The sequence below is a fragment of the Xenorhabdus miraniensis genome (assembly GCF_002632615.1).
In genome coordinates this window covers 1-18,873 of record NZ_NITZ01000022.1, presented here as the reverse complement: position 1 = coordinate 18,873, position 18,873 = coordinate 1, and the positions used below count along the sequence as shown (strand labels likewise).

The window sequence follows — 18,873 nt, the reverse complement described above, 5'->3', positions numbered from 1 at the left end:
GTTTGTCGGGTTTTGGATTGCCGTCACGTGGGTGATGGGTGTTGTGTTGGATTATTGAGGATAGAGAACATGCCAATTGTGGATATTTACGGCAACCCCCTGCAACGGGAAGTACTGAAAATCCCCCAGACGGTGAAGACGGCCCAGATGCAGCGCATCTATCCCGACCATCCGTCACGGGGGCTGACCATCCGTAAGCTGCCGCGTATCTTACAGGCCGCCGAACTGGGCGACCTGAGTGCGCAGGCGAGCCTGTTCGGTGACATGCTGGAGCGTGACGGCCATATTTTTGCCGAGATGGAGAAACGCAAGAACGCGCTGCTGACCCTCGACTGGTCGATTGAACCCCCCAAACGGGCCACCGCCGCAGAGCAGGCCATGACGGCTCAAGTTCAAGAGTGGTTTGATGCCATGCCGGAGATTGAGGATATTATCCTGAACGGCATGGAAGCGGTCGGGCACGGGTTCAGTTGTCAGGAAATCGAATGGGAGCGGGTCGAAAAAGTCTGGCTGCCGAAAGCCCTGCATTTACGCCCCCATTATTGGTTCCGGACCTTACCCGAACAACGGGATGAGATCCGGCTCCGGGACAATAACGGCGTGTATGGCAGCCCGCTCTGGCCGTTCGGCTGGCTGGTGCACCGTCATAATGCCCGCAGCGGGTTTGTGGCAACCAGCGGGATTTACCGGGTGCTGGTGTGGCCGTACCTGTTTAAGAACTTCAGCCTGCGCGATTTGGCTGAGTTTCTGGAGATTTACGGCCTGCCCGCCCGTATCGCCACTTACGCCCAGGGCACCTCCGATGCCGACCGTGACAAATTGCTGGACTCGCTGGTACGGCTGGGGCATGAAGCCGTGGCGGCCATTCCGGCAGGCAGTGATATCCGGTTTGAGAGTGCCGCATCCGGTGGCAGTGACCCGTTTATGGCGATGATTAACTGGGCAGAACGGACACAATCCAAAATCATTCTGGGCGGCACACTGACCACACAGGCGGACGGCAAGTCCTCCACCCATGCGCTGGGCAATGTGCATAACGAAGTGCGTCATGACCTGATGACCGCCGATGCCCGTCAGCTGGAAGGGATGTTTAAGAGCCTGATCCAGATGGTACTGGCACTCAATGGTCAGACAAACGTGAATCCGCACCGGATGCCGCGCTTTGTGTTTGATACCCGTGAAGCGGTTGATCTGCCCCAGTTTGCAACGGCCATATCCACCCTGGTCAATCAGGCGGGGCTGGATTCCGTTCCGGTGTCCTGGGTGCATAAAAAGTCAGCCATCCCGACCCCGCAGGATAACGAACCGACATTAAAACCGCGTATCAACAGCCTGTTGCCGACCCCGCTGAGCCACGGCCTATCCCGTTATGGTCTTGGGGTATTAAGCCAGGTTCATGAGTCTGAGGATATCGACCCGGCTCAGATTGCCCTGGATAATGCCCCGCCGCTGTCTGACCCGATAGGGGCGGCCATGAGCCAGTTACTGTCCCCGATAGTCAGTGCGCTGCAATCCGGCCAGAGTGTGGATGAGGCGATGAACCTTGTTGCGGCCGGCTATCCGGATTTGGATGACGGCACCTTGCAGCAGCTACTGGCACAGGCCATTTTCGTGGCCGATATCTGGGGGCGTCTCCATGCCGACGCGTAGTCAGGTCAATCTGGGGTTCGCCATTGGCTTGCCGCCCAGAGAAGCCATCGAATACTTTGCGCGCAAAGGTTATGCCATTGGTTTTAACTGGCACGAGGTGGAGGCACAGGCACATGCCCGTGCGTTTACGGTGGCGGGGGTACTGAAGCTGGATGTGTTGTCAGATATCCGTTCCGCGCTGCAAAAATCACTGGAGAACGGGCAGACCCTGAGTGACTTCAAACGTCAGTTAGTGCCTGTCCTGGAGCAAAAAGGCTGGCTGGGTAAAGGGCTGGTTGCCGATGAAGAGACCGGTGAACTGCACGGCAAGCGGCTCACGCCACGCCGTCTGGATACGATATTTAATACCAATATGCAATCAGCCTATATGGCCGGACGCTACCGCCAGCAGATGGAGAACGTGGACGACCGGCCCTATTGGGAACGGGTGGGCATTATGGATACCCGTATCCGGCCGTCCCACGCGGCGCTCAACGGGTTTATCGCCCGCTATGACGATCCCATCTGGCAATCTATTTACCCGCCGGATGGCTATCGTTGCCGTTGCCGGGTGCGTACCCGCAGTGCGGCCGATGTCGAACGGCTGGGATTACAGGTGCAATCCACGGAAGGGCGCCGGGTCGAGGTCCAGCAGGAGTACGGCGTCCCCGGTGAAACCCGTCCGGTGCTGGGATTTGAAAACCCGGTGACCGGCAAAGTGTATACCCCCGACCCGGGGTTCGGCTTTAATCCCGGCCAGGTGAGCTGGCAACCGGCACTGGAACGGTATCACCCCCTGCCAGCCAGCCAGTATGTCACCGGCACCCTGACGGGGCCGGATTTTATCCGGGGGTTCCAGCGGGCGCTGAAGACGGAAACCCCGTCACCTCGGCAACGTTATCCGGTCGGGGTGCGTCCTGTCACGGGCGGGCAGCAATCTGATCCGGTTTACGTGGATGCGCCGACCCTCAAGATGCTGGCCGATGAGGCACAAATTGGCCTGGGGGATTATCTGGCTGTCCAGCAAATCATTGAACAGCCTGAACGCCAGCATCAGGCTCAGGATGGCACCCGGTATTATGGCGCTGCCCGCGCGGAGATATGGTGGATAGTGAGCGTCAGGGACGGGCAGTTACTGAATGTGATCAAACAGGCGGGGTTCCATGTTCCAGATTGAGATTGACCTGACAGAGTTCCAGCAGGCATTACAGCAGCTCACCGACGGGCTGATTGATCGTACCCCCATGATGCGCCAGATTGCGGGCATTATGGCGGATGCCGTCGAGGAAAACTTCAAACAGCAAGGCCGTCCCGCCTGGCTGGGCTGGAGTCCGGCCTATGCCAAAAAACGCGCCGGTGGCCGGATACTGCAAAACACCGGACGGCTGGCCAGCAGTATCCAGCAATTCAGTGACAACGATGAAGCGCTGGTTGGCACCAACGTTAAATATGCCCGTATCCATCAGGCAGGGGGTACCCTCAATATACCTGCCCGCAGCCAGCAGGCACACTACCGGCGTAAAAATGGCCGGAGCCGCTTCTCCAGCCCAGCCAGAGCCAATCATAGCCAGTGGAACACGATCCCGGCCTACAAAATCCAGATGCCTGCCCGCCCGTTCCTGACGCTGACCGACAGTGACACTGAACAGATCCAGGTTATTCTGGAACGCTACCTGCAACGCCTGATGGACACCCCACGATAAGCGACGCACAAAAACGCCCTGAGTGCCCTTCTGGGGCGTTTAACTGTTTTGGTGTACAATCCGTTGCCTTTAACCTGTTACGCAGGTTTAAATCATTTTTAAACGGGGTTTAAATGGGGTTCCGGTTTTGGCTGAACCGCGATAGACTTTCTCCCATCAATTTCCCCCGTTTCCTGCCCGGTTCAACAGACTGCTGAACCGCCTCAACCGCTCCCCCTTCCACCGTCCCGTTATGCTGCGGGGATGAAAACGAACATTGCCGCCCTGACCTCGGTTATCCGGGGAAACAATCACAATGAAATCCAGCTCTTTCCGGCTGGCGAATTTCGTGCCAACGATGGCCGCCCGGCAGATTGTGCCCGCTGGGTGATGACCCGCGAGATTGCGGAAAACCTGATCCAACAGGTGACCGCGCGTAAAACGCCGCTGGTGATTGACTATGAGCACCAGACGCTGCGCGCCATTAAAAACGGCCAGCCGGCTCCGGCGGCCGGATGGCTCCATACACTGGAATGGCGCGAAGGTGAAGGGCTGTACGCTATCAATGTCGACTGGACAGACAAGGCGCGCGAGGCCATTGCGGCTAACGAATACAAATTCATTTCCCCCGTATTTCTGTATGACCAACAGGGTCACGTCACCGCATTACTGCATTCGGCGCTGACCAATACCCCGGCACTGGACGGGATGGACGCGGTGATGTTAGCCGCGGCTTCCCAACTGGCTGCCCTGAACACCCCACAACCGGAGGATCATTCCGTGGATGACGAACTCATCAAGGAACTGTTAAACAATTTGCGCTGGATGCTCAATCTGCCTGCCACCGCGACGACAGCAGATATCATCGCCGAGCTGCAAAAAGCCATTGATTTAATTTCGAACGGTCAGGGCACCGCCACGGCAGCCAGTCAAGGTCTGCTCGATTTGCTGCAAGCCCAGAAGACCCAGATTGCCGACCTGTCATCAAAAGCCTATGACCCGGCCAAGTACGTGCCCATTGCCGGTTATCAGGAGCTTCAGGCACAACTGAACAGCGAACGCCAGCAAGCACAAGTGAGCCAGGTTGACAGTCTGGTGCAGGCGGCGCTGAGTGATGGCCGTCTGACACCGGCTCTGGAGGACTGGGCGAAAGAGCTGGGGCGCACGAATTTTGCGGCCCTGACGACCCATCTGGAAAAGGCCCAACCGATTGCCGCGCTGTCATCGTTGCAATCGGGGGGACAGACACCTGCCGCAGTGCAGTCCACCCAAACACAGACAGCGGAACTGGACGCGGATGCCCTCGCCATTTGCAATCAGTTTGGTCTGTCACCTGACGACATCAAGAAACAACTGGGAGAACGCTAATGGATCGCAATACCCCCCATCGCGATGGTGAATTATTTAACGTGCCCTGCGCAGCGGGCGTCCGGATTGGCGGCGGCCATCTGGTGTGTGCCAATGCCAACGGGCTGGCGGTGCCCGCAACAGCGTCAGCCGGCTTAACCGTGCTCGGGGTGGCCGATGAGGCGGCCGATAACCGTGACGGTCAGGCCGGGGCCTGTCATGTCCGGGTGCGTCGTGGCCGGGCGTTCTATTTCGATAACGACAGCGCCCAACCCGTGACCCAGGCACAGGTCAGTCAACCGTGCACCCTGACCAACAGTGTGACAGTCAGGGCTGCCAAAGACGGTGATCTGCCCGTGGTCGGCCGGGTGCTGGAAGTGTCCGTCCGTGATGGTGTTTTGGTTCTGATTCAATAGGAAAATCTGATGATTGTTAATAAATCCAATTTAAGCGTGCTGTTTATCGCCATTAAGAGCACGTTCCAGAACGCGATGGAGACCGCCCCCACCCAGTGGGAAAAAGTGGCGATGAAAGTCCCGTCAACCGGAAAGTCAAACCTGTATACCTGGCTGTCCAATTTCCCGGCAATGCGTAAATGGATCGGGGAAAAAGCCGTTAAGTCGCTGGAAGGACACAAATACACGATTGTCAACGACGACTGGGAAACCACGATTGAAGTTGACCGCAACGACATCGAAGACGACGAGACGGGGCAATATGCCATTCAGGCAAAAGGGGCGGGCAGCTCTGCGGCACAGCTGCCGGACGATATTGTTTTTGAACTGGTCAATCTGGGCTTCGAACGCCCCTGTTACGATGGGCAGTACTTCTTTGATGATGACCATCCGGTCGGTCATCGTTCTGTCTCCAACAAGGGGCGGAAAAAATTATCCATTGATTCACTGGCGAAAGCGAAAGCCGCCTACGGCGCTGCCCGTACCGCCATGCGCAATATGAAGGACGACGAAGGCCGCCCGCTCAGGATTAACCCGAATATTTTGCTGGTGCCGCCGGCATTGGAAGATACCGCCAACGCCCTGATGACGGTGGATCGTCTGGAAGACGGCAAGGCCAATATCTATAAAGGCACCGCGACCGTGGTGGTAGAACCGCGCCTGACCTCCGACGACGCCTGGTTCCTGTTAGACACATCTCACCCGGTTAAACCGTTTATCTACCAGGAGCGTAAAGCGCCGGTGCTGGTCGAACAGACGAGTCTGGACAGTGATGATGTGTTTACCAGGAAAAAGCTGAAGTTCGGGGCCGAAGCCCGTGCCGCAGGCGGTTATGGGTTCTGGCAGACCGCCTATGGCTCAACCGGGGAGGAAGCGTAATGCCTGTACTGATTACCGCAAAAGTTGATGGTTTCCGCCGCTGTGGTCTCGCGCACCGTGATATCACCACATCCTATGCCGATGACCATTTTACTGCGGCTCAACTGGCCGAACTGCAAGCTGAGCCGATGCTGGTTGTGTCCGTTGTCAGTGAGGGCGATGGGCCATCACAACCTGCGGATACCCAGATGCAGATTGCGGGGCTGACCGACGAAGTCTCACGCCTGACAAACGCCCTGGACAGCGTGACCGCAGAGCGTGACAGCCTGAAAAAAGCCCTGGCGGAATTGAATAAGGACATGAAAAAGAACGCCAGAACAGAAAAGGAGTCCTGAGCATGTACGCCACCCAGCACGACATGATACTGGCCTTTGGTGAACGTGAATGCCGCAGTCTCTGCGACCCGGGCATGACCGGGCAGATTGATGAGGCCGTCATGAACGCCGCATTAACCCGGGCCAGTGCTGAAATCGACGGCTATCTGGTCGGGCGCTACGCCACACCGTGGCCGGATACACCGCGTATTCTGGTCGGCCGCTGCTGTGATATCGCCCGCTACCATCTGGCCACGGCTCACCGGATATTGTCGGAAGAGATGCGTCTGCGCTATGAGGATGCGATCCGCTTTCTGGAAAAAGTCGCCGCCGGGCAAATCAGTCTGGGACGCAACGACCGCGGGCAGATTATCCAGTCCACCCCCCAGATGGCGTTTGGCAGCAGCCCCCGCCAGTTCGGGCGTGACGCGACGGGCGGAGGTGCCTTTTGATCACCCGGATTGAACAGGCCATTTGTCAGCGGCTGGCGGCCGGACTGGGCAACATGACCCGCGCCGTGACCAGTTACGGCGGGGAAATCGACGAGGATTTAGGCCGTATTGTGCGGGAACTGCCGGCGGCGTGGGTGACGTTCGGCGGGATCAGCAAGACCGACCCCACCAGTCTGTCAAAACGGCAGTACAGACCCACCGGGCAGTTTGTGGTGATTGTCGGGGATTACAGCACCCGCAGTGAATCCACGTCCCGTCAGGGTGGCGTTAATGTCAATGAGGTGGGATGTTATCGCCTGGTCTATGCCGTCAGGCGGTTGCTGACCGGGCAGGATTTGGGACTGAAAATCACGCCCCTGATGCCCGGACGGGTCAGAACCCTGTTCAATACGTCCGTGGCCGAACGGGCGCTGTCCATCTTTGCCTGTGAGTTCGACACCCAATGGCTGGAAACGGCACTGGCGCCGGGGGCATGGCCTGTGCAAACCCACGACCGGGATCATCCTGACTGGCTGTACAACCACTATCACGGGCAGGTATCCCCGCCCGATCCTGACCTGTTACGGGTCGGCATGCACTACGACCCGCCCGGCGTCGGCACCCCGGATGACCCGGCAGATTGGGTTAATCTCAGGAAAAAAACATGAGTACATTAATTGTCATCGCGGCAACGGGGCTGCGGGTGCCGCAGGAAAATCAGTCACGGCGTTATATTGAATCCGTTCCTGTCACCGTGCCGGATACCGCTTATTACCGCCGCCTGATCACCACGGGCGACTTAGTGCCTGTCCCGCCCGCCAGTACGAGGCCGGGCAAGTTGAGGAAACCAGAGCATGATTAGTTTTGATACCATTCCGTCCAGCCTCCGCAAGCCGGGCAAGTATTTTGAATTTAATACCCGCATGGCCACCCGGACATTGCCGGGCAACCCGCAGCGGGTCCTGATTATCGCGCCCATGGGGGATGAGGCCCAGGCGGCGGCCCTGACGCCACTGGATATCTATTCCGATAATGAAGCCGCCCGCCAGTTCGGTGCGGGGTCACTGGCGCACCTGATGGCACGGGCGGCCATTCAGGCCAACAGCTATCTGCAATTGCAGGTGATCGGCATCCAGACCGCCGCCGCGGGCAAGGCCGCCCGTGCCACCCTGAGCCTGACAGGCCCCGCCACCGGCAGCGGCACCCTCTATTTATGGGTCGGGGATCAACGCCTGGATATTGCCGTTGAATCCGGCGACAGTCTGGCCACCCTCAACGGGGCCGTTGTCGACGCCGTGACCGCCGCGACGGCTTTGCCGGTAACGGCAGCGTCTGTTAATCAGGGGGACGATGCGTCCCGGTATGGGATTGCGTTAACGGCCCGTCAGGCGGGCGAATTTGGCAATGCCATCCGTCTGAAGGCTGAATGTACCGCCAAAGGCATTGGCATCACCTTGTCCGACATGACCGGGGGTGAAAACGATCCCGATATTCAGCCGGCACTGGATGCGGTTTTTGCTGCCGGACATCAAATCCTGATATCCCCGTTCAGTACCCCGGCGGCGCTGTTGGCCCTGCGTACCCATCTGGACAAAACCGGCAATGCGATGGAACAGCGCGGCGCAATCGGGGTCGCGGGCTGGACGGGGTCACTGGCCACCGGCACCACGCTGGCGGGCAATCTCAATGATGGCCGTCTGACGCTCGGCTGGTATCCCGGTTCAGCCAGACTGCCGGCGGAACTGGCGGCAGCCTACGGTGCGGTGATTGCCAGCGAGGAAGATCCGGCACGCCCGCTCAATACGCTGCCGTTAACCGGCATGGATATTACGCCCGTGACGCACCGTTCCAGCCGTAACGAACAGGAAAATGCACTGCATAACGGCCTGACCCCGATTGAGGTGGGCGCCGGTAACCGGGTGCAGATTGTCCGGGCAATCACCACCTATACCCGGAACGCCGAAGGGGTGGATGATATTTCCCTGCTGGACTTAACCACCCTCCGCACCCTGGACTACACCCGCAAGGCGTGCCGTGAGCGCATCTCACAGCGGTTTCCGCGCGACAAGCTCAATGAACGGACACGCCAGAAAGTGCGCTCTGAATTGCTGGATGTGCTGCTGAAGCTGGAAGAAAGCGAGATTCTGGAACAGGTTGAGGAGAACAAGGACAAGCTGATTGTCGAGCGCAACGACAAAGATCCGAACCGACTGGATGCGGAAATTCCGGCCGATGTGGTCAATGGCCTGCATGTGTTTGCCGGCCGTATTGACCTGTACTTATAAGGGGTAACGCATGTTAGAAGAATATGTCGGCGCAATTGTGCTGGAAGTCGATGGCCGTGAGATTGAAGTGACTGATTTGGATGTGCAAATCAACACGGGACGCAAGCTGGTCAAGACCATGAACAAGACAGGCCGTGCCAAAGGCTACACCGCCGGCATTGCCACCTATGACCTGTCATTGTCGGTGGTCATTCCGCTGGATGGCGATCTGGACTGGGGCAATCTGGTTGGCGTCAAACTCACCCAGTACCCCGTCACGGGCAAAGGGGGGCGCCGCACCTCTTACCTGGACTGTTTCACGACCGAAGTGGGCGCGAAATACACCGTGGATAACGAAGCCAAGCGCGATATCAAAATGTCTGCCTTACGCGAGGTCATTGAGTGATGATAACCCAAACCGGAAAACTGCTGTACGGCGTTGAACATGGCGACCGTCTGCATTATGAATTTGAAGTCCGGCTGCCGACCATGCGCCAGAGCTACGAAGCTCTGGACGACGCCGAATCCGTCTGTGGCACGGTTGACAGCCACAAGGCCGACCTCTACTACCGGATGGCCGTCGTGACAAAATGCCTGGTGAGTCTGGGCACCATTCCCGTGACTGACATCACAACAGAATTGTTGCTGGATCAGCTGACCAGTGAGGATTTTGATGTGCTGGAACAGGCCATTGCCGGCATTAAAAAAAAGCGGCTGCGGCCACCGAGCGACGCAGCGGAATAATGTTGGTCAGTATTGCCCTGGGGCAATACGGCATCAGTCATGAACGCATCCTGGCGATGAGCCGCCCCGAACTGGATGGCTGGCTGGCCGCATTGGGCCAGCTCCAGGGGGCGCCTGCCAAAAACACCCCCCGCAAGCGGGTCAGGTCCCTGCGTCAGCGTCAGCAGCACACACCACCACCAAATCAACGAGGGTAATTTATGGCGCGTGATCTCAAAATATCACTGGCAGTCTCGTTCCGTGATGACGCATCAAAGGAGGTCATCAAACTGTTGCGCGATGTGGTCAAAGGCTCGGAGGAGGCCGGCAAGGCCGCTGACCGGGAACGTCAGCGCAGACGCAAATCCTTACAGGAGATGACCGCTGCCGCCCGGCGTCAGGCGCGTGATGACCGTGCCCGCGAAACGCTGGGCGTCCGTGCCGAGCGTTCCATTCAGCGGGAGATCACCCGTACCATCGCCAGTTATAACCGCCTGGCCCGCAGCGGCACCCTGTCCGCCGCCGAACAGGGGCGCGCCTATGATGCCATGCGCCAGCGTATAGCTGCCCTGCGCAATGAAATGCAGGGGGTCAGCCGGCTGACAAAGCTGGGGGCGTTTGGTAATAAAATAATGACCGTGGGAGGGGGATTGGTTGCGGGTAGCATGGTGATGGCAAAGCCGATAAAAAACCAGATGTCATATCAAGCCACATTGTCCAGCATGGCAAACACCGCCTTTGCAGACCGTGATGCGCAAGGACGTATCGAGGGTAAAAAGGATCTGGATAATATGATACGAAAAGCCGTATCTGAAGGTGGTGGCACAAAAGAAACAGCGGCTCAAGCACTGAGTGATTTGCTGTCATCTGGTATGTTCAATGGCGAAACTGTTAAAGATATCTTGCCACTGTTACAGCGATACAGTTCAGCATCCGGGGTTGATGTTCAGGATCTCGCCAGGGTGGTTATTGCTCTGAGGAAAAACTTTGGAATTACCTCAAAAGAAAGTATGAAAACAGCGCTAGATATGGGGATTACAGCTGGACAAGCTGGTGCATTTGAATTACCAGATATGGCAAGGTGGTTATCACAACAATTGTCAGGTTCAAATAGCTTGGGCATGAAAGGATTGGATGATTTTGCCGTAGTCTTGGCAGCCAATCAGGCAGCAGTTGCCACGGCTGGCACAAATGATCAGGCAGGAAATAATCTGATGAATTTACTACTAAAACTTAACAGTCGTGAATTATCAGAAACTGCGAAAAAAATCAAAGTCGATAAATATGGTATTGATTTGTCTGGAACATTAACACAAGCACGTGAACATGATATTAACCCGTTAGATGCTTTTTTAATGTTAACTGATCGGATTACCGCCAATAACCCACAATACAAAGCACTACAGAAAAAAATTGAATCCAGCAAAACTTCTGAACCAGAGAAATTAGAAGCAATGGCTGCAATGACAAAGATTGCAGAAGGTTCAGCCATTGGTGAATTAGTTGCTGATCAGGGCGCATTAATGGCATTAATTGGGTTACGTTCCCAGCGTGAATATATGATGGATGTGCGTAATCAGGCACTGGCACAGAAAAATGTTGCTTCAGGGAAGGGTGCGGGGGATATCAACTTTGAGGTTGTTTCTGCTGACCCAGAATTCAAATTAAATCAAGCTAAAAATGCAAAAGATTTTGCTGAAATGGAAGCAGTCAAACCCCTGTCAGCGGTCGTCGGGGATCTGTCCCAACGGTTCACGGATTTAAGCAAAGAGTTCCCGAACCTCACCACCACCGTTATCGGTGCAACCACCGCCATTGAAGCGATGGCCGTTGCTGCCGCCGCTTTTGCCGGCATTAAATTTATCACGGGCAGGAATTCGGTTCCCGCCGGCACCGCAACCCCAGGGGGAGGCAGTGGCGGGGGTGGCCGCTTCGGGCGCTTTGGCCGTTGGCTGCGCACCTCCACCCGTGGCCTGACCGGCAGCCTGTCACGGCTGCTCTCCACGCCGGCGGGACGGGCTATCCCGGTGCTGGGAACGGGCCTGGCGGCCTATCAGGGCGGTCTGGATTTTCCTCTGGTTCAAATTCAGAGCAAGGATGAAAAACTGGCTGAACTGCGCCAGCGTCTGGGACGTGAACTGACCGAGTTCGAAAAAGCGTATTACGGCACCGCCGGAGCAAAAGATGCCTGGCGCGATATTAAATCCCTGTTTGGCGCTGAGGATGAACTGTCCATCAAAAAAGCCCCCGTGTCCCAGCAGGATGTAGAAAAAGCGGGAATTGTACCCACGGCCCATGCCCCCCAACAAACATCCGCCAACACCCCGCCGCCGCCCCTGCCACCGATTACCATCAATTCCCAGTTGACGCTGGACGGGCGCGTACTGGCTGAAGCCACCAACCAATACAATGCTACTGAGGCGGGACGCGGCACCGGAGGCATTTATCCATGAGCTGGCGTGATGATCTGCAAGACGCGGCATTTCGTGGGGTGAAATTTGATGTCCTCCATACGCAGGACAGTATTTCCCGTGACCATACCGACCACGAATATCCCTTTATTGACGGCGCGGATGTGATGGATTTAGGCCGCAAGGCACGTAACTTCCGCCTGTCTGCGTTCCTGTGGGGTGACAATTACAAACGTCAGTTAGACACCCTGATTCAGGCCCTGGACACCCCCGGAACGGGAGAGCTGATACACCCGATTTATGGCTCGGTTCCCCGGGCACAATGTATTGAGTATCAAATCCAGCATGAAGCGGAAGGGCCGGACAGTTGTCATGTGGAACTGGTCTTTCTGGAATCCAGTACCGGGACTCAGCTACACGGCTCGGCACACCCTGAGCAATTAGGTGACAGCCTGTTTGATAACATCACTGAACTGACCGGACGATCTGCCGATTTATTTGACCAGGTCATGGCTCCCGTACACCACAATATGCAGTATCTGGCCAAAGGCAAGGCAGCCCTGTCCGGTATGCTGAACACCCTGACTATCATGCGCGGAGAAATCGCGGGCGTGGTCAGTCAGGGGGTGGATTATCTCAACTATCCCCGCGCCTTTGTGCATGATTTGCAATCCGTTCTGGATGTACGGACGGGCGGCATCGGGGATTTACTGAATCTCAAATTCCCCGGTGTCATCCGCTTAGGGGGAAAAGGTTCTTCAGGCAGCCGCGGTAATCGTGTCCACGCTGCCAGCCCGCCCGCCCCACGCAACCCGCATGACGGCTATCTGCCGGGTACGGCAACCTCTGCCGCCATACTCAGTCAGGGCGTCAGTGCAACAACGTTATTATCGGCCTGGGGGGACAGCGTGGCCGTTGTGAACCAGTTAACGGCATTACCGGCGGCACTGGTTCAGCGTGATATCGCCGCCCCCGTTCCGATGCCTGCCAATGCCAGTCTGGCTGACGTGCGTGATCTGAGTGCACTCTATCAGGTCATGGCGGCGGGAGAACTGGCCAGCCTGGCAACGGCGGTGTTGTCTGACGCAATCCAGCCTGACCAGTTGTCACCGGAGGATATGACCAATATGGTCAATACTGTCAGATCATCCATTCAGACCGCCATTGCTGAAGTGCGGACACAATACCAGCCCAGCACCCGGCGCATCAGTGAAGACAGCGAGCCTGTCGGCCTGTTGTGGCGGGGCGTCGTGTCCCAGTTGAAACAAATCGCGCTGGAGTTGCAGACCCTGTCGATCATCGTGATGAACCGCCGCCCGCCGCTGACCCGCAGAACCGTGACGGCCTCAACCACCAATTTGCATATGCTGGCCCATGAATGGTACGGCGACTATCGCCGTGCCGCAGAACTGGCCCGCCTCAATCCGTGGTTACGTGATCCGAATGCCCTCAAAACCGGAGATGTCCTGAATGCCTATACCCGATAACTACGCCAATGATAAACCTGTCCTGTTATTGAATGGTCAGGCATACCGTGGCTGGCAGCGCTACCGCATCGACAGTGACTTTCTGAAGGCAACAGATGCCTGGCAATTATCACTCGGCCTGACTGAAGGCGCATTCCCTGCGGATGCGGTACGTGGTGCTCCGGTCATAGCTAAAATCCGTGATACGGTGATCTTGTCCGGCCGGGTGGACAGCGTCACGCGGGACGTTTCCCGCCGCGGGGTCACACTGAGCCTGAGCGGCCGTGATGATGCCGCCATTCTGGTGGACTGTGCCGCCCCGGTCTTCAGTGCCCGCCAGTTAAATCTGGATGAGGTCATTGCCAGCATCGTTCGTCCGCTGGGGATCACCCGCATCCGCATTCAGGCCCAGGGCATGACACGCAATGACCGGGTACATATCGAACCCGGCGAACGGGCATGGGACGCACTGGCAAGGGCAGCAGCGGCACGGGGTGTCTGGCCGTGGCTAGATCCGGATGGCACGCTGGTCATTGGTGGCCCGGATTATAACAGTGCCCCCGTTGCTGACCTCATCATGCGCCGTGACGGCCAGGGTAATAACCTGATCTCGCTGTCAGACATTCGCAATATCCAGGGCTGCTTCTCTGAATTAACCCTGCTGGCACAGGGTCATGCCTCCACAACCGATAACCAGCAAATCAAGCCGGTGGATTTGATGTCCCTCCAACCGTTCACTGTCTCCGCCGCGCCCCCTGATTCAGGCAGTGGGGCGAAGACCGGGCACAATAATTACCGGATTAAGGTCACTGACCCCACCGTGCCCTATTACCGCCCGCAAATCCTGACTCATGGTGATGTGGACAACCAGAAACAATTGCAGTACCGCGTCCGCAAGGCAATGGCCGATGCCCGTCTGACGGGGCTGGATATCCGGGCTGAAGTATCCGGCCACCGAACCCCACAGGGACAACTGTGGCAACCGGGGCAGCGGGTACGCATCCAGAGCGAACTGCATGGCATTGATGGCATCTACTTCCTGATGGGACGCGAGTTCATTGGTGGCCGCCCGGATGGTGCAACGACATTACTGCGGTTTAAAGAAGATGGTGTCTGGATACCTGATGCGTATCCAGCCACGAAAAAAGGCAGCAAGAAGAAAGGCAAAGACCAAATCAGGGCGGTGCCCGTGTGGGAGAATCAATAATGTGGCAACAGGTTAACCAGCGTATTAATCAGGCGTTAAACAGCATCAGAATGGCTTTCAGGGCGGTGTTAGGCACGACCGACAGCAGCGGCAAGGTACAGACGATCCAAGCTGAAGGCCTGGCGGGCGAGCAGCTTCAGGGGCAGGAACTCTTCCAGCAGTACGGCTACACGTCCAACCCGCCGCCCGGCACAATGGGAATAGTGTTGCCCCTGAACGGCAGAACCTCACACGGTATCGTCATTGCCACGGAGAACGGCGCTTACCGTCTGGCCGGACTGAAGACGGGTGAGGTGGCAGTTTACACTGATGAGGGCGCAAAGATTGTGCTGAAGCGTGGCCGCCTTATTGAAGTGGACTGTGATACCTATCGTGTTAACTGCCAGGAATTTGAAGTGAATGCCGCCACCAAAGCCGATTTTAACACGCCAATGGTGACAACCAGCAAGCAACTGACGGCAATGGCGCAAATCACAGGTAACGGTGGTATGTCGATTCGGGGTGGTAAAGGGGCCACGTTTAGCGGTAATATCAGCCAGACGTCCGGTAACTATAACACCACCGGAGACGTACAAGCCGGCCATATTTCCTTGCGTGGCCACAAACATACAAACGGCCACAACGGCGGCAATACCGGCTCTGCCATACCATAACCCCGCATCGTCTGCTGAACCCCCTCAACTGCTGATATTTACCCATGCTGCCACACTGTGCAGCATGGACAGATTATTAAATCCCCGAACGGGCGACTACACCGGAACCCGAACCCAGAGCCTGGAAAATGCCGTTTACCTGCGGCTGATGACGCCACTGGGCAGTTACTGGGCTGACCCTTCACTGGGTTCGCGTTTGCATGAACTGACACGTGAAAAAGACGTGTCACGCATTTACGTCTTAACCCGTCAGTATGCCGAACAGGCGTTACAGCCACTGCTGGATGATGGCCGGGCCTCATCAATGAGTGTCACTGTCCATCGTGACCAGCACAAACGGGCGCTGCTCTGGATTGAAATCACCGATGCGGCAGAACAGACGCACATTTTTAAACACACCGTGAGAATCGCCTGATGTGGATCACCCCAGAATTTCAGCAAATCCGCGATGACCTGCTACGGGACATTAAGAACCAATTGCCGGATGCCGATATCGGCTCTGACAGTGATTACTATGCCCGTGCCTCATCGGTGGCGAGTGTGGCCGAGGGGATTTATCAACATCAAAGCTGGATTGTCCGCCAAATTTTCCCGGACACCGCTGACAGTGACTATCTGGAACTGCACGCCCGTACCCGTAACCTGACGCGCAAACCCGCAACTACTGCAACGGGCACCGCGAGCCTGACAGGTTCGCCGGGGGCAACCTTGCCCGCAGGTGCAGAACTGCGCGGCGAAACTGTTTCCTGCAAAACCACGGCTATTGTCACTCTTGATAGTCATGGACAGGCCAATGTCCCTATTGTTGCTAACCTGTCCGGTACCGCAGGTAACCTGTCATCCCCTGCAAATGCTGAACTGGTCAGCGCCCCAATGGGCATTAACAGCCGTGTTGTCGTTCAGACACTGACCGGCGGCACTGATGCCGAGACTGACGCCAGTCTGTTAGCCCGTCTGCTGGATATCATTCGTCGCCCGCCCGCCGGGGGCAATAAATACGATTATCGCCGTTGGGCACTGGAAATACCGGGCGTCACCAACGCGTTTGTTTACCCGTTGCGCCGGGGTCTGGGCACGGTGGACATCGCCATCACGTCAGCTGATGGTTTACCTTCAGCAGACATTATCAAGGCAGTACAGGCACATATTGATGATGTTCGCCCGGTTACCGCCAGGCACTCACTGGTGCTGGCACCCACACTGCGGCCAGTGGATTTTGCCATTGAGGTCGTTCTGGACGGCATCACACTGGAATTGGCTAACCATGAGATCAGGAATGTGATCATTGATGTTGTGGGACGGCTGGCACCCGGTGAGCCGTTAATCCGCAGCCAGGTTGAAATGCGTATATCGCTGATCCCCGGCATTCGTGACCGTCGCATTACCTCACCGGCCAGTAACGTGATTGCCCTGGTGGATAAGAACCATTTGGAATGGCTGCGCACAGGTAATGTCAATGTAAGGCGTTTTTCATGAAATCCCTGTTAAAACAGCTACTACCGCCTGTCAGCTATGCACTGGACGCGCCCCGTTTAGATGCCGAACTGGAGGCTGAAGCCCGTCAGTTAATGCTGGCAGGACAAAGTGCCCATCGTGTCAGTGGTGCTATCACCCCCTTCTTTGCCCAGTCGCTGCTGCCCGACTGGGAGCGCGTTCTCGGCATCACCCCCGATGCAAAACACAACTATCAGCAACGGCTGGAAATGGTCTTACTGAAACTGGCCGAAACCGGCGGGCTGTCAATCCCTTACTTTACCTCTCTGGCTGCCCGTTTGGGTTATCAGATCACCATCAGCGAACCGCAGCCCTTTCAGGCAGGCATCAACCGCGCCGGTGACAGATTGATGCACCCGGACGCGTTGTGGCTCTGGGTGGTGAACATTCATGGCGCACGCACCCAAATCTACCGATTCAGGGCGGGCAGTTCAGCCGCGGGCGAGCGATTATTATCATTTGGCGAACCCGTTATTGAGTCAATTTTTAACGAACTGAAACCCGCTCATACATTCTGTCACTTCACATATCAGGAATAGGAATATGCAAGAATTAATGCCCACAATTAACACGCCTGACAATGTATTTCATGATGGAGACCCAACCACAGGCGCCTTTGGCACGATTGTTCCCGCATTATGGCTAAACAATACGCAATTCGCGATTAGGGATCTCCAGCAGGAATGCAAAAACATTCTGACGAAAGCGGGGTTTACCCCAGACCCCAGAAAGCAAAATCAATTGGCTGAAGCCATCAGCCAGTTAATCAAAATTTCCGTTCCTGCGGCGGCTGTAGGCCGTTCGGGAATTGTGTCCCTGAGCAATGCAGTTTATAGCAACAGTGAAACCGATGCAGCCACATCAAGGGCGGTTAAAACGGTGTATGACTCGGCGATCGCGGCAAACCAGAATGCCAATACCCGCCTCGAAAAATCGAAGAACGGAGCGGATATTCTCGATAAACAGGCATTTGTGAAAAACCTTGGTTTGTCGGATACCGTGAAATTGGGCGATTACGGTATCGGAACTGTACCGATAGGCTATCCCAGTATAACAACAATCGCTGACGCAAATTCACTGACAGTAACGGGGTGGTACGGTGGCGGTGGCTTTAATGCTAAAAATTACTACAACACACACGCCCCCATCATGGTGATGACACGTCACGGCAGCGGCGATAACAGGGGCGTGGTCGCACAATTTCAAGTGGACAGTGCGGGAATGGCCACTCGTTATCTAGAGTATGGCCAGTGGAGTAAATGGAATATTGCGTGGGGTACCGTGAACACCACTGTTATTGACGGATTCATAAAAAAAGCCAGCCCCATCATAACAATCTGGAATGATGGGAAATTTGAGACAAACGACGAGTCAGAGGGCGCAGTGGTTGAACGTCTGTCTGAGGGCGTTTATCTCATCAAAAACGTGCTGGGATTCAATGCTGATGCTGCATGGGGTGGTGCCGATGGTGGGGTTGAGATACCACTGTGTAAAAACAAATTGCCGCTGATTTGGGTTGATTACAAAGTGCTTTCTGACGGTTCCATCAAACTAATGACCTACCACAGAGAGCACGCTAACGCTCCAGCATTCGCCAGAAATGTCCGTGAGGGCTACGCTGACGGGGATTTGATTGATATCCCTCATGGCAGGTCTGTTTCTGTCCGTGTCCAGATGCCGGAAAATTCTATCTGGAATCAACGGCAAAGAAAATTAACTGAGGCAGAATGATGATAGGGGCATTGCGCCCCTATTTTCATTTTGGCTGTTCCGGCCATTGGATATCGGGCGCGGTAGAGCAATCCACCCGATTGAGCAACACCCGATATTTACGCCATGCGGTTAGTGCAGATTGTTCGGCATCGGTGGCGATATCCAAATCAACGGCGTCCTGTAATGGTGCAATAGCATGCATCGC

General features: G+C 56.2%; 23 protein-coding genes. 22 read left to right on the top strand and 1 reads right to left on the bottom strand.

Translation table 11 applies throughout. From position 1 onward, the window contains the following. Positions 1 to 69: 69 nt before the first annotated feature. The 22 genes from Xmir_RS17590 to Xmir_RS29470 all read left to right on the top strand — a co-directional run bounded on the left by Xmir_RS17590 (position 70) and on the right by Xmir_RS29470 (position 18,686). Positions 70 to 1,650, top strand: coding sequence for a DUF935 domain-containing protein (locus tag Xmir_RS17590; RefSeq protein WP_099115429.1), 1,581 nt, complete (start codon positions 70 to 72; stop codon positions 1,648 to 1,650). Next, positions 1,637 to 2,806, top strand: a complete 1,170-nt coding sequence (locus tag Xmir_RS17585) for a phage head morphogenesis protein (protein WP_099115428.1) — start codon at positions 1,637 to 1,639, stop codon at positions 2,804 to 2,806. Before Xmir_RS17590 ends, Xmir_RS17585 begins: the two co-directional genes overlap by 14 nt. Beyond that, entirely contained in the window at positions 2,793 to 3,332 is a 540-nt protein-coding gene (locus Xmir_RS17580) for a phage virion morphogenesis protein (RefSeq protein WP_099115427.1), read from the top strand. Before Xmir_RS17585 ends, Xmir_RS17580 begins: the two co-directional genes overlap by 14 nt. A 243-nt stretch (positions 3,333 to 3,575) precedes the next feature. Further along, positions 3,576 to 4,679: a phage protease gene (locus Xmir_RS17575; protein ID WP_099115426.1), complete on the top strand. Its 1,104-nt coding sequence runs from the start codon at positions 3,576 to 3,578 to the stop codon at positions 4,677 to 4,679. Continuing rightward, complete coding sequence (locus Xmir_RS17570) at positions 4,679 to 5,074, top strand: hypothetical protein (protein ID WP_099115425.1); 396 nt, start codon at positions 4,679 to 4,681, stop codon at positions 5,072 to 5,074. Before Xmir_RS17575 ends, Xmir_RS17570 begins: the two co-directional genes overlap by 1 nt. 9 nt (positions 5,075 to 5,083) lie before the next feature. Beyond that, positions 5,084 to 5,992 (top strand): Mu-like prophage major head subunit gpT family protein, encoded by a 909-nt coding sequence (locus Xmir_RS17565; RefSeq protein ID WP_099115424.1) that lies wholly within the window; start codon positions 5,084 to 5,086, stop codon positions 5,990 to 5,992. Next, positions 5,992 to 6,327 (top strand): HI1506-related protein, encoded by a 336-nt coding sequence (locus tag Xmir_RS17560; protein ID WP_099115423.1) that lies wholly within the window; start codon positions 5,992 to 5,994, stop codon positions 6,325 to 6,327. The genes Xmir_RS17565 and Xmir_RS17560 overlap by 1 nt, the downstream gene beginning before the upstream one ends. 2 nt (positions 6,328 to 6,329) lie before the next feature. After that, a complete protein-coding gene (locus tag Xmir_RS17555) occupies positions 6,330 to 6,758 on the top strand; it encodes a gp436 family protein (RefSeq protein ID WP_099115422.1) in 429 nt (142 codons plus the stop codon). Continuing rightward, positions 6,755 to 7,405: a DUF1834 family protein gene (locus Xmir_RS17550; protein WP_099115421.1), complete on the top strand. Its 651-nt coding sequence runs from the start codon at positions 6,755 to 6,757 to the stop codon at positions 7,403 to 7,405. The genes Xmir_RS17555 and Xmir_RS17550 overlap by 4 nt, the downstream gene beginning before the upstream one ends. Continuing rightward, positions 7,402 to 7,599: a hypothetical protein gene (locus tag Xmir_RS17545; RefSeq protein WP_099115420.1), complete on the top strand. Its 198-nt coding sequence runs from the start codon at positions 7,402 to 7,404 to the stop codon at positions 7,597 to 7,599. The genes Xmir_RS17550 and Xmir_RS17545 overlap by 4 nt, the downstream gene beginning before the upstream one ends. Continuing rightward, on the top strand, positions 7,592 to 9,022 hold the full coding sequence (locus Xmir_RS17540; protein WP_099115419.1) for a phage tail sheath C-terminal domain-containing protein: 1,431 nt from the start codon (positions 7,592 to 7,594) through the stop codon (positions 9,020 to 9,022). The genes Xmir_RS17545 and Xmir_RS17540 overlap by 8 nt, the downstream gene beginning before the upstream one ends. 10 nt (positions 9,023 to 9,032) lie before the next feature. Further along, on the top strand, positions 9,033 to 9,407 hold the full coding sequence (locus Xmir_RS17535) for a phage tail protein (RefSeq protein WP_099115418.1): 375 nt from the start codon (positions 9,033 to 9,035) through the stop codon (positions 9,405 to 9,407). Then, positions 9,407 to 9,745: a hypothetical protein gene (locus Xmir_RS17530; protein ID WP_099115417.1), complete on the top strand. Its 339-nt coding sequence runs from the start codon at positions 9,407 to 9,409 to the stop codon at positions 9,743 to 9,745. The genes Xmir_RS17535 and Xmir_RS17530 overlap by 1 nt, the downstream gene beginning before the upstream one ends. Beyond that, positions 9,745 to 9,942 carry a hypothetical protein gene (locus Xmir_RS17525; RefSeq protein WP_099115416.1) on the top strand — a complete coding sequence of 66 codons (198 nt, stop codon included), beginning with the start codon at positions 9,745 to 9,747 and terminating at the stop codon, positions 9,940 to 9,942. The genes Xmir_RS17530 and Xmir_RS17525 overlap by 1 nt, the downstream gene beginning before the upstream one ends. A 3-nt stretch (positions 9,943 to 9,945) precedes the next feature. After that, positions 9,946 to 12,177, top strand: coding sequence for a phage tail tape measure protein (locus Xmir_RS17520; protein WP_099115415.1), 2,232 nt, complete (start codon positions 9,946 to 9,948; stop codon positions 12,175 to 12,177). Further along, positions 12,174 to 13,622 (top strand): DNA circularization protein, encoded by a 1,449-nt coding sequence (locus Xmir_RS17515; protein WP_099115414.1) that lies wholly within the window; start codon positions 12,174 to 12,176, stop codon positions 13,620 to 13,622. The genes Xmir_RS17520 and Xmir_RS17515 overlap by 4 nt, the downstream gene beginning before the upstream one ends. Next, positions 13,606 to 14,808, top strand: coding sequence for a phage baseplate assembly protein (locus tag Xmir_RS17510; RefSeq protein ID WP_099115413.1), 1,203 nt, complete (start codon positions 13,606 to 13,608; stop codon positions 14,806 to 14,808). Before Xmir_RS17515 ends, Xmir_RS17510 begins: the two co-directional genes overlap by 17 nt. After that, positions 14,808 to 15,461: a phage baseplate assembly protein V gene (locus Xmir_RS17505; protein WP_099115412.1), complete on the top strand. Its 654-nt coding sequence runs from the start codon at positions 14,808 to 14,810 to the stop codon at positions 15,459 to 15,461. The genes Xmir_RS17510 and Xmir_RS17505 overlap by 1 nt, the downstream gene beginning before the upstream one ends. Positions 15,462 to 15,525: 64 nt before the next feature. Further along, the gene (locus Xmir_RS17500; protein ID WP_099115411.1) at positions 15,526 to 15,876 is read left to right on the top strand and encodes a phage GP46 family protein; all 351 of its coding nucleotides are present in this window, start codon (positions 15,526 to 15,528) and stop codon (positions 15,874 to 15,876) included. Then, on the top strand, positions 15,876 to 16,937 hold the full coding sequence (locus Xmir_RS17495; RefSeq protein WP_099115410.1) for a baseplate J/gp47 family protein: 1,062 nt from the start codon (positions 15,876 to 15,878) through the stop codon (positions 16,935 to 16,937). Before Xmir_RS17500 ends, Xmir_RS17495 begins: the two co-directional genes overlap by 1 nt. Next, entirely contained in the window at positions 16,934 to 17,494 is a 561-nt protein-coding gene (locus Xmir_RS17490) for a YmfQ family protein (RefSeq protein ID WP_099115409.1), read from the top strand. Before Xmir_RS17495 ends, Xmir_RS17490 begins: the two co-directional genes overlap by 4 nt. A gap of 4 nt (positions 17,495 to 17,498) precedes the next feature. Next, a complete protein-coding gene (locus Xmir_RS29470; protein WP_244170969.1) occupies positions 17,499 to 18,686 on the top strand; it encodes a phage tail protein in 1,188 nt (395 codons plus the stop codon). A 25-nt stretch (positions 18,687 to 18,711) separates the two neighbouring features. Here the strand turns inward: Xmir_RS29470 and Xmir_RS17480 are convergent. After that, a partial coding sequence (locus Xmir_RS17480; RefSeq protein ID WP_208620458.1) for a tail fiber assembly protein occupies positions 18,712 to 18,873 on the bottom strand: 162 nt, incomplete at its 5' end.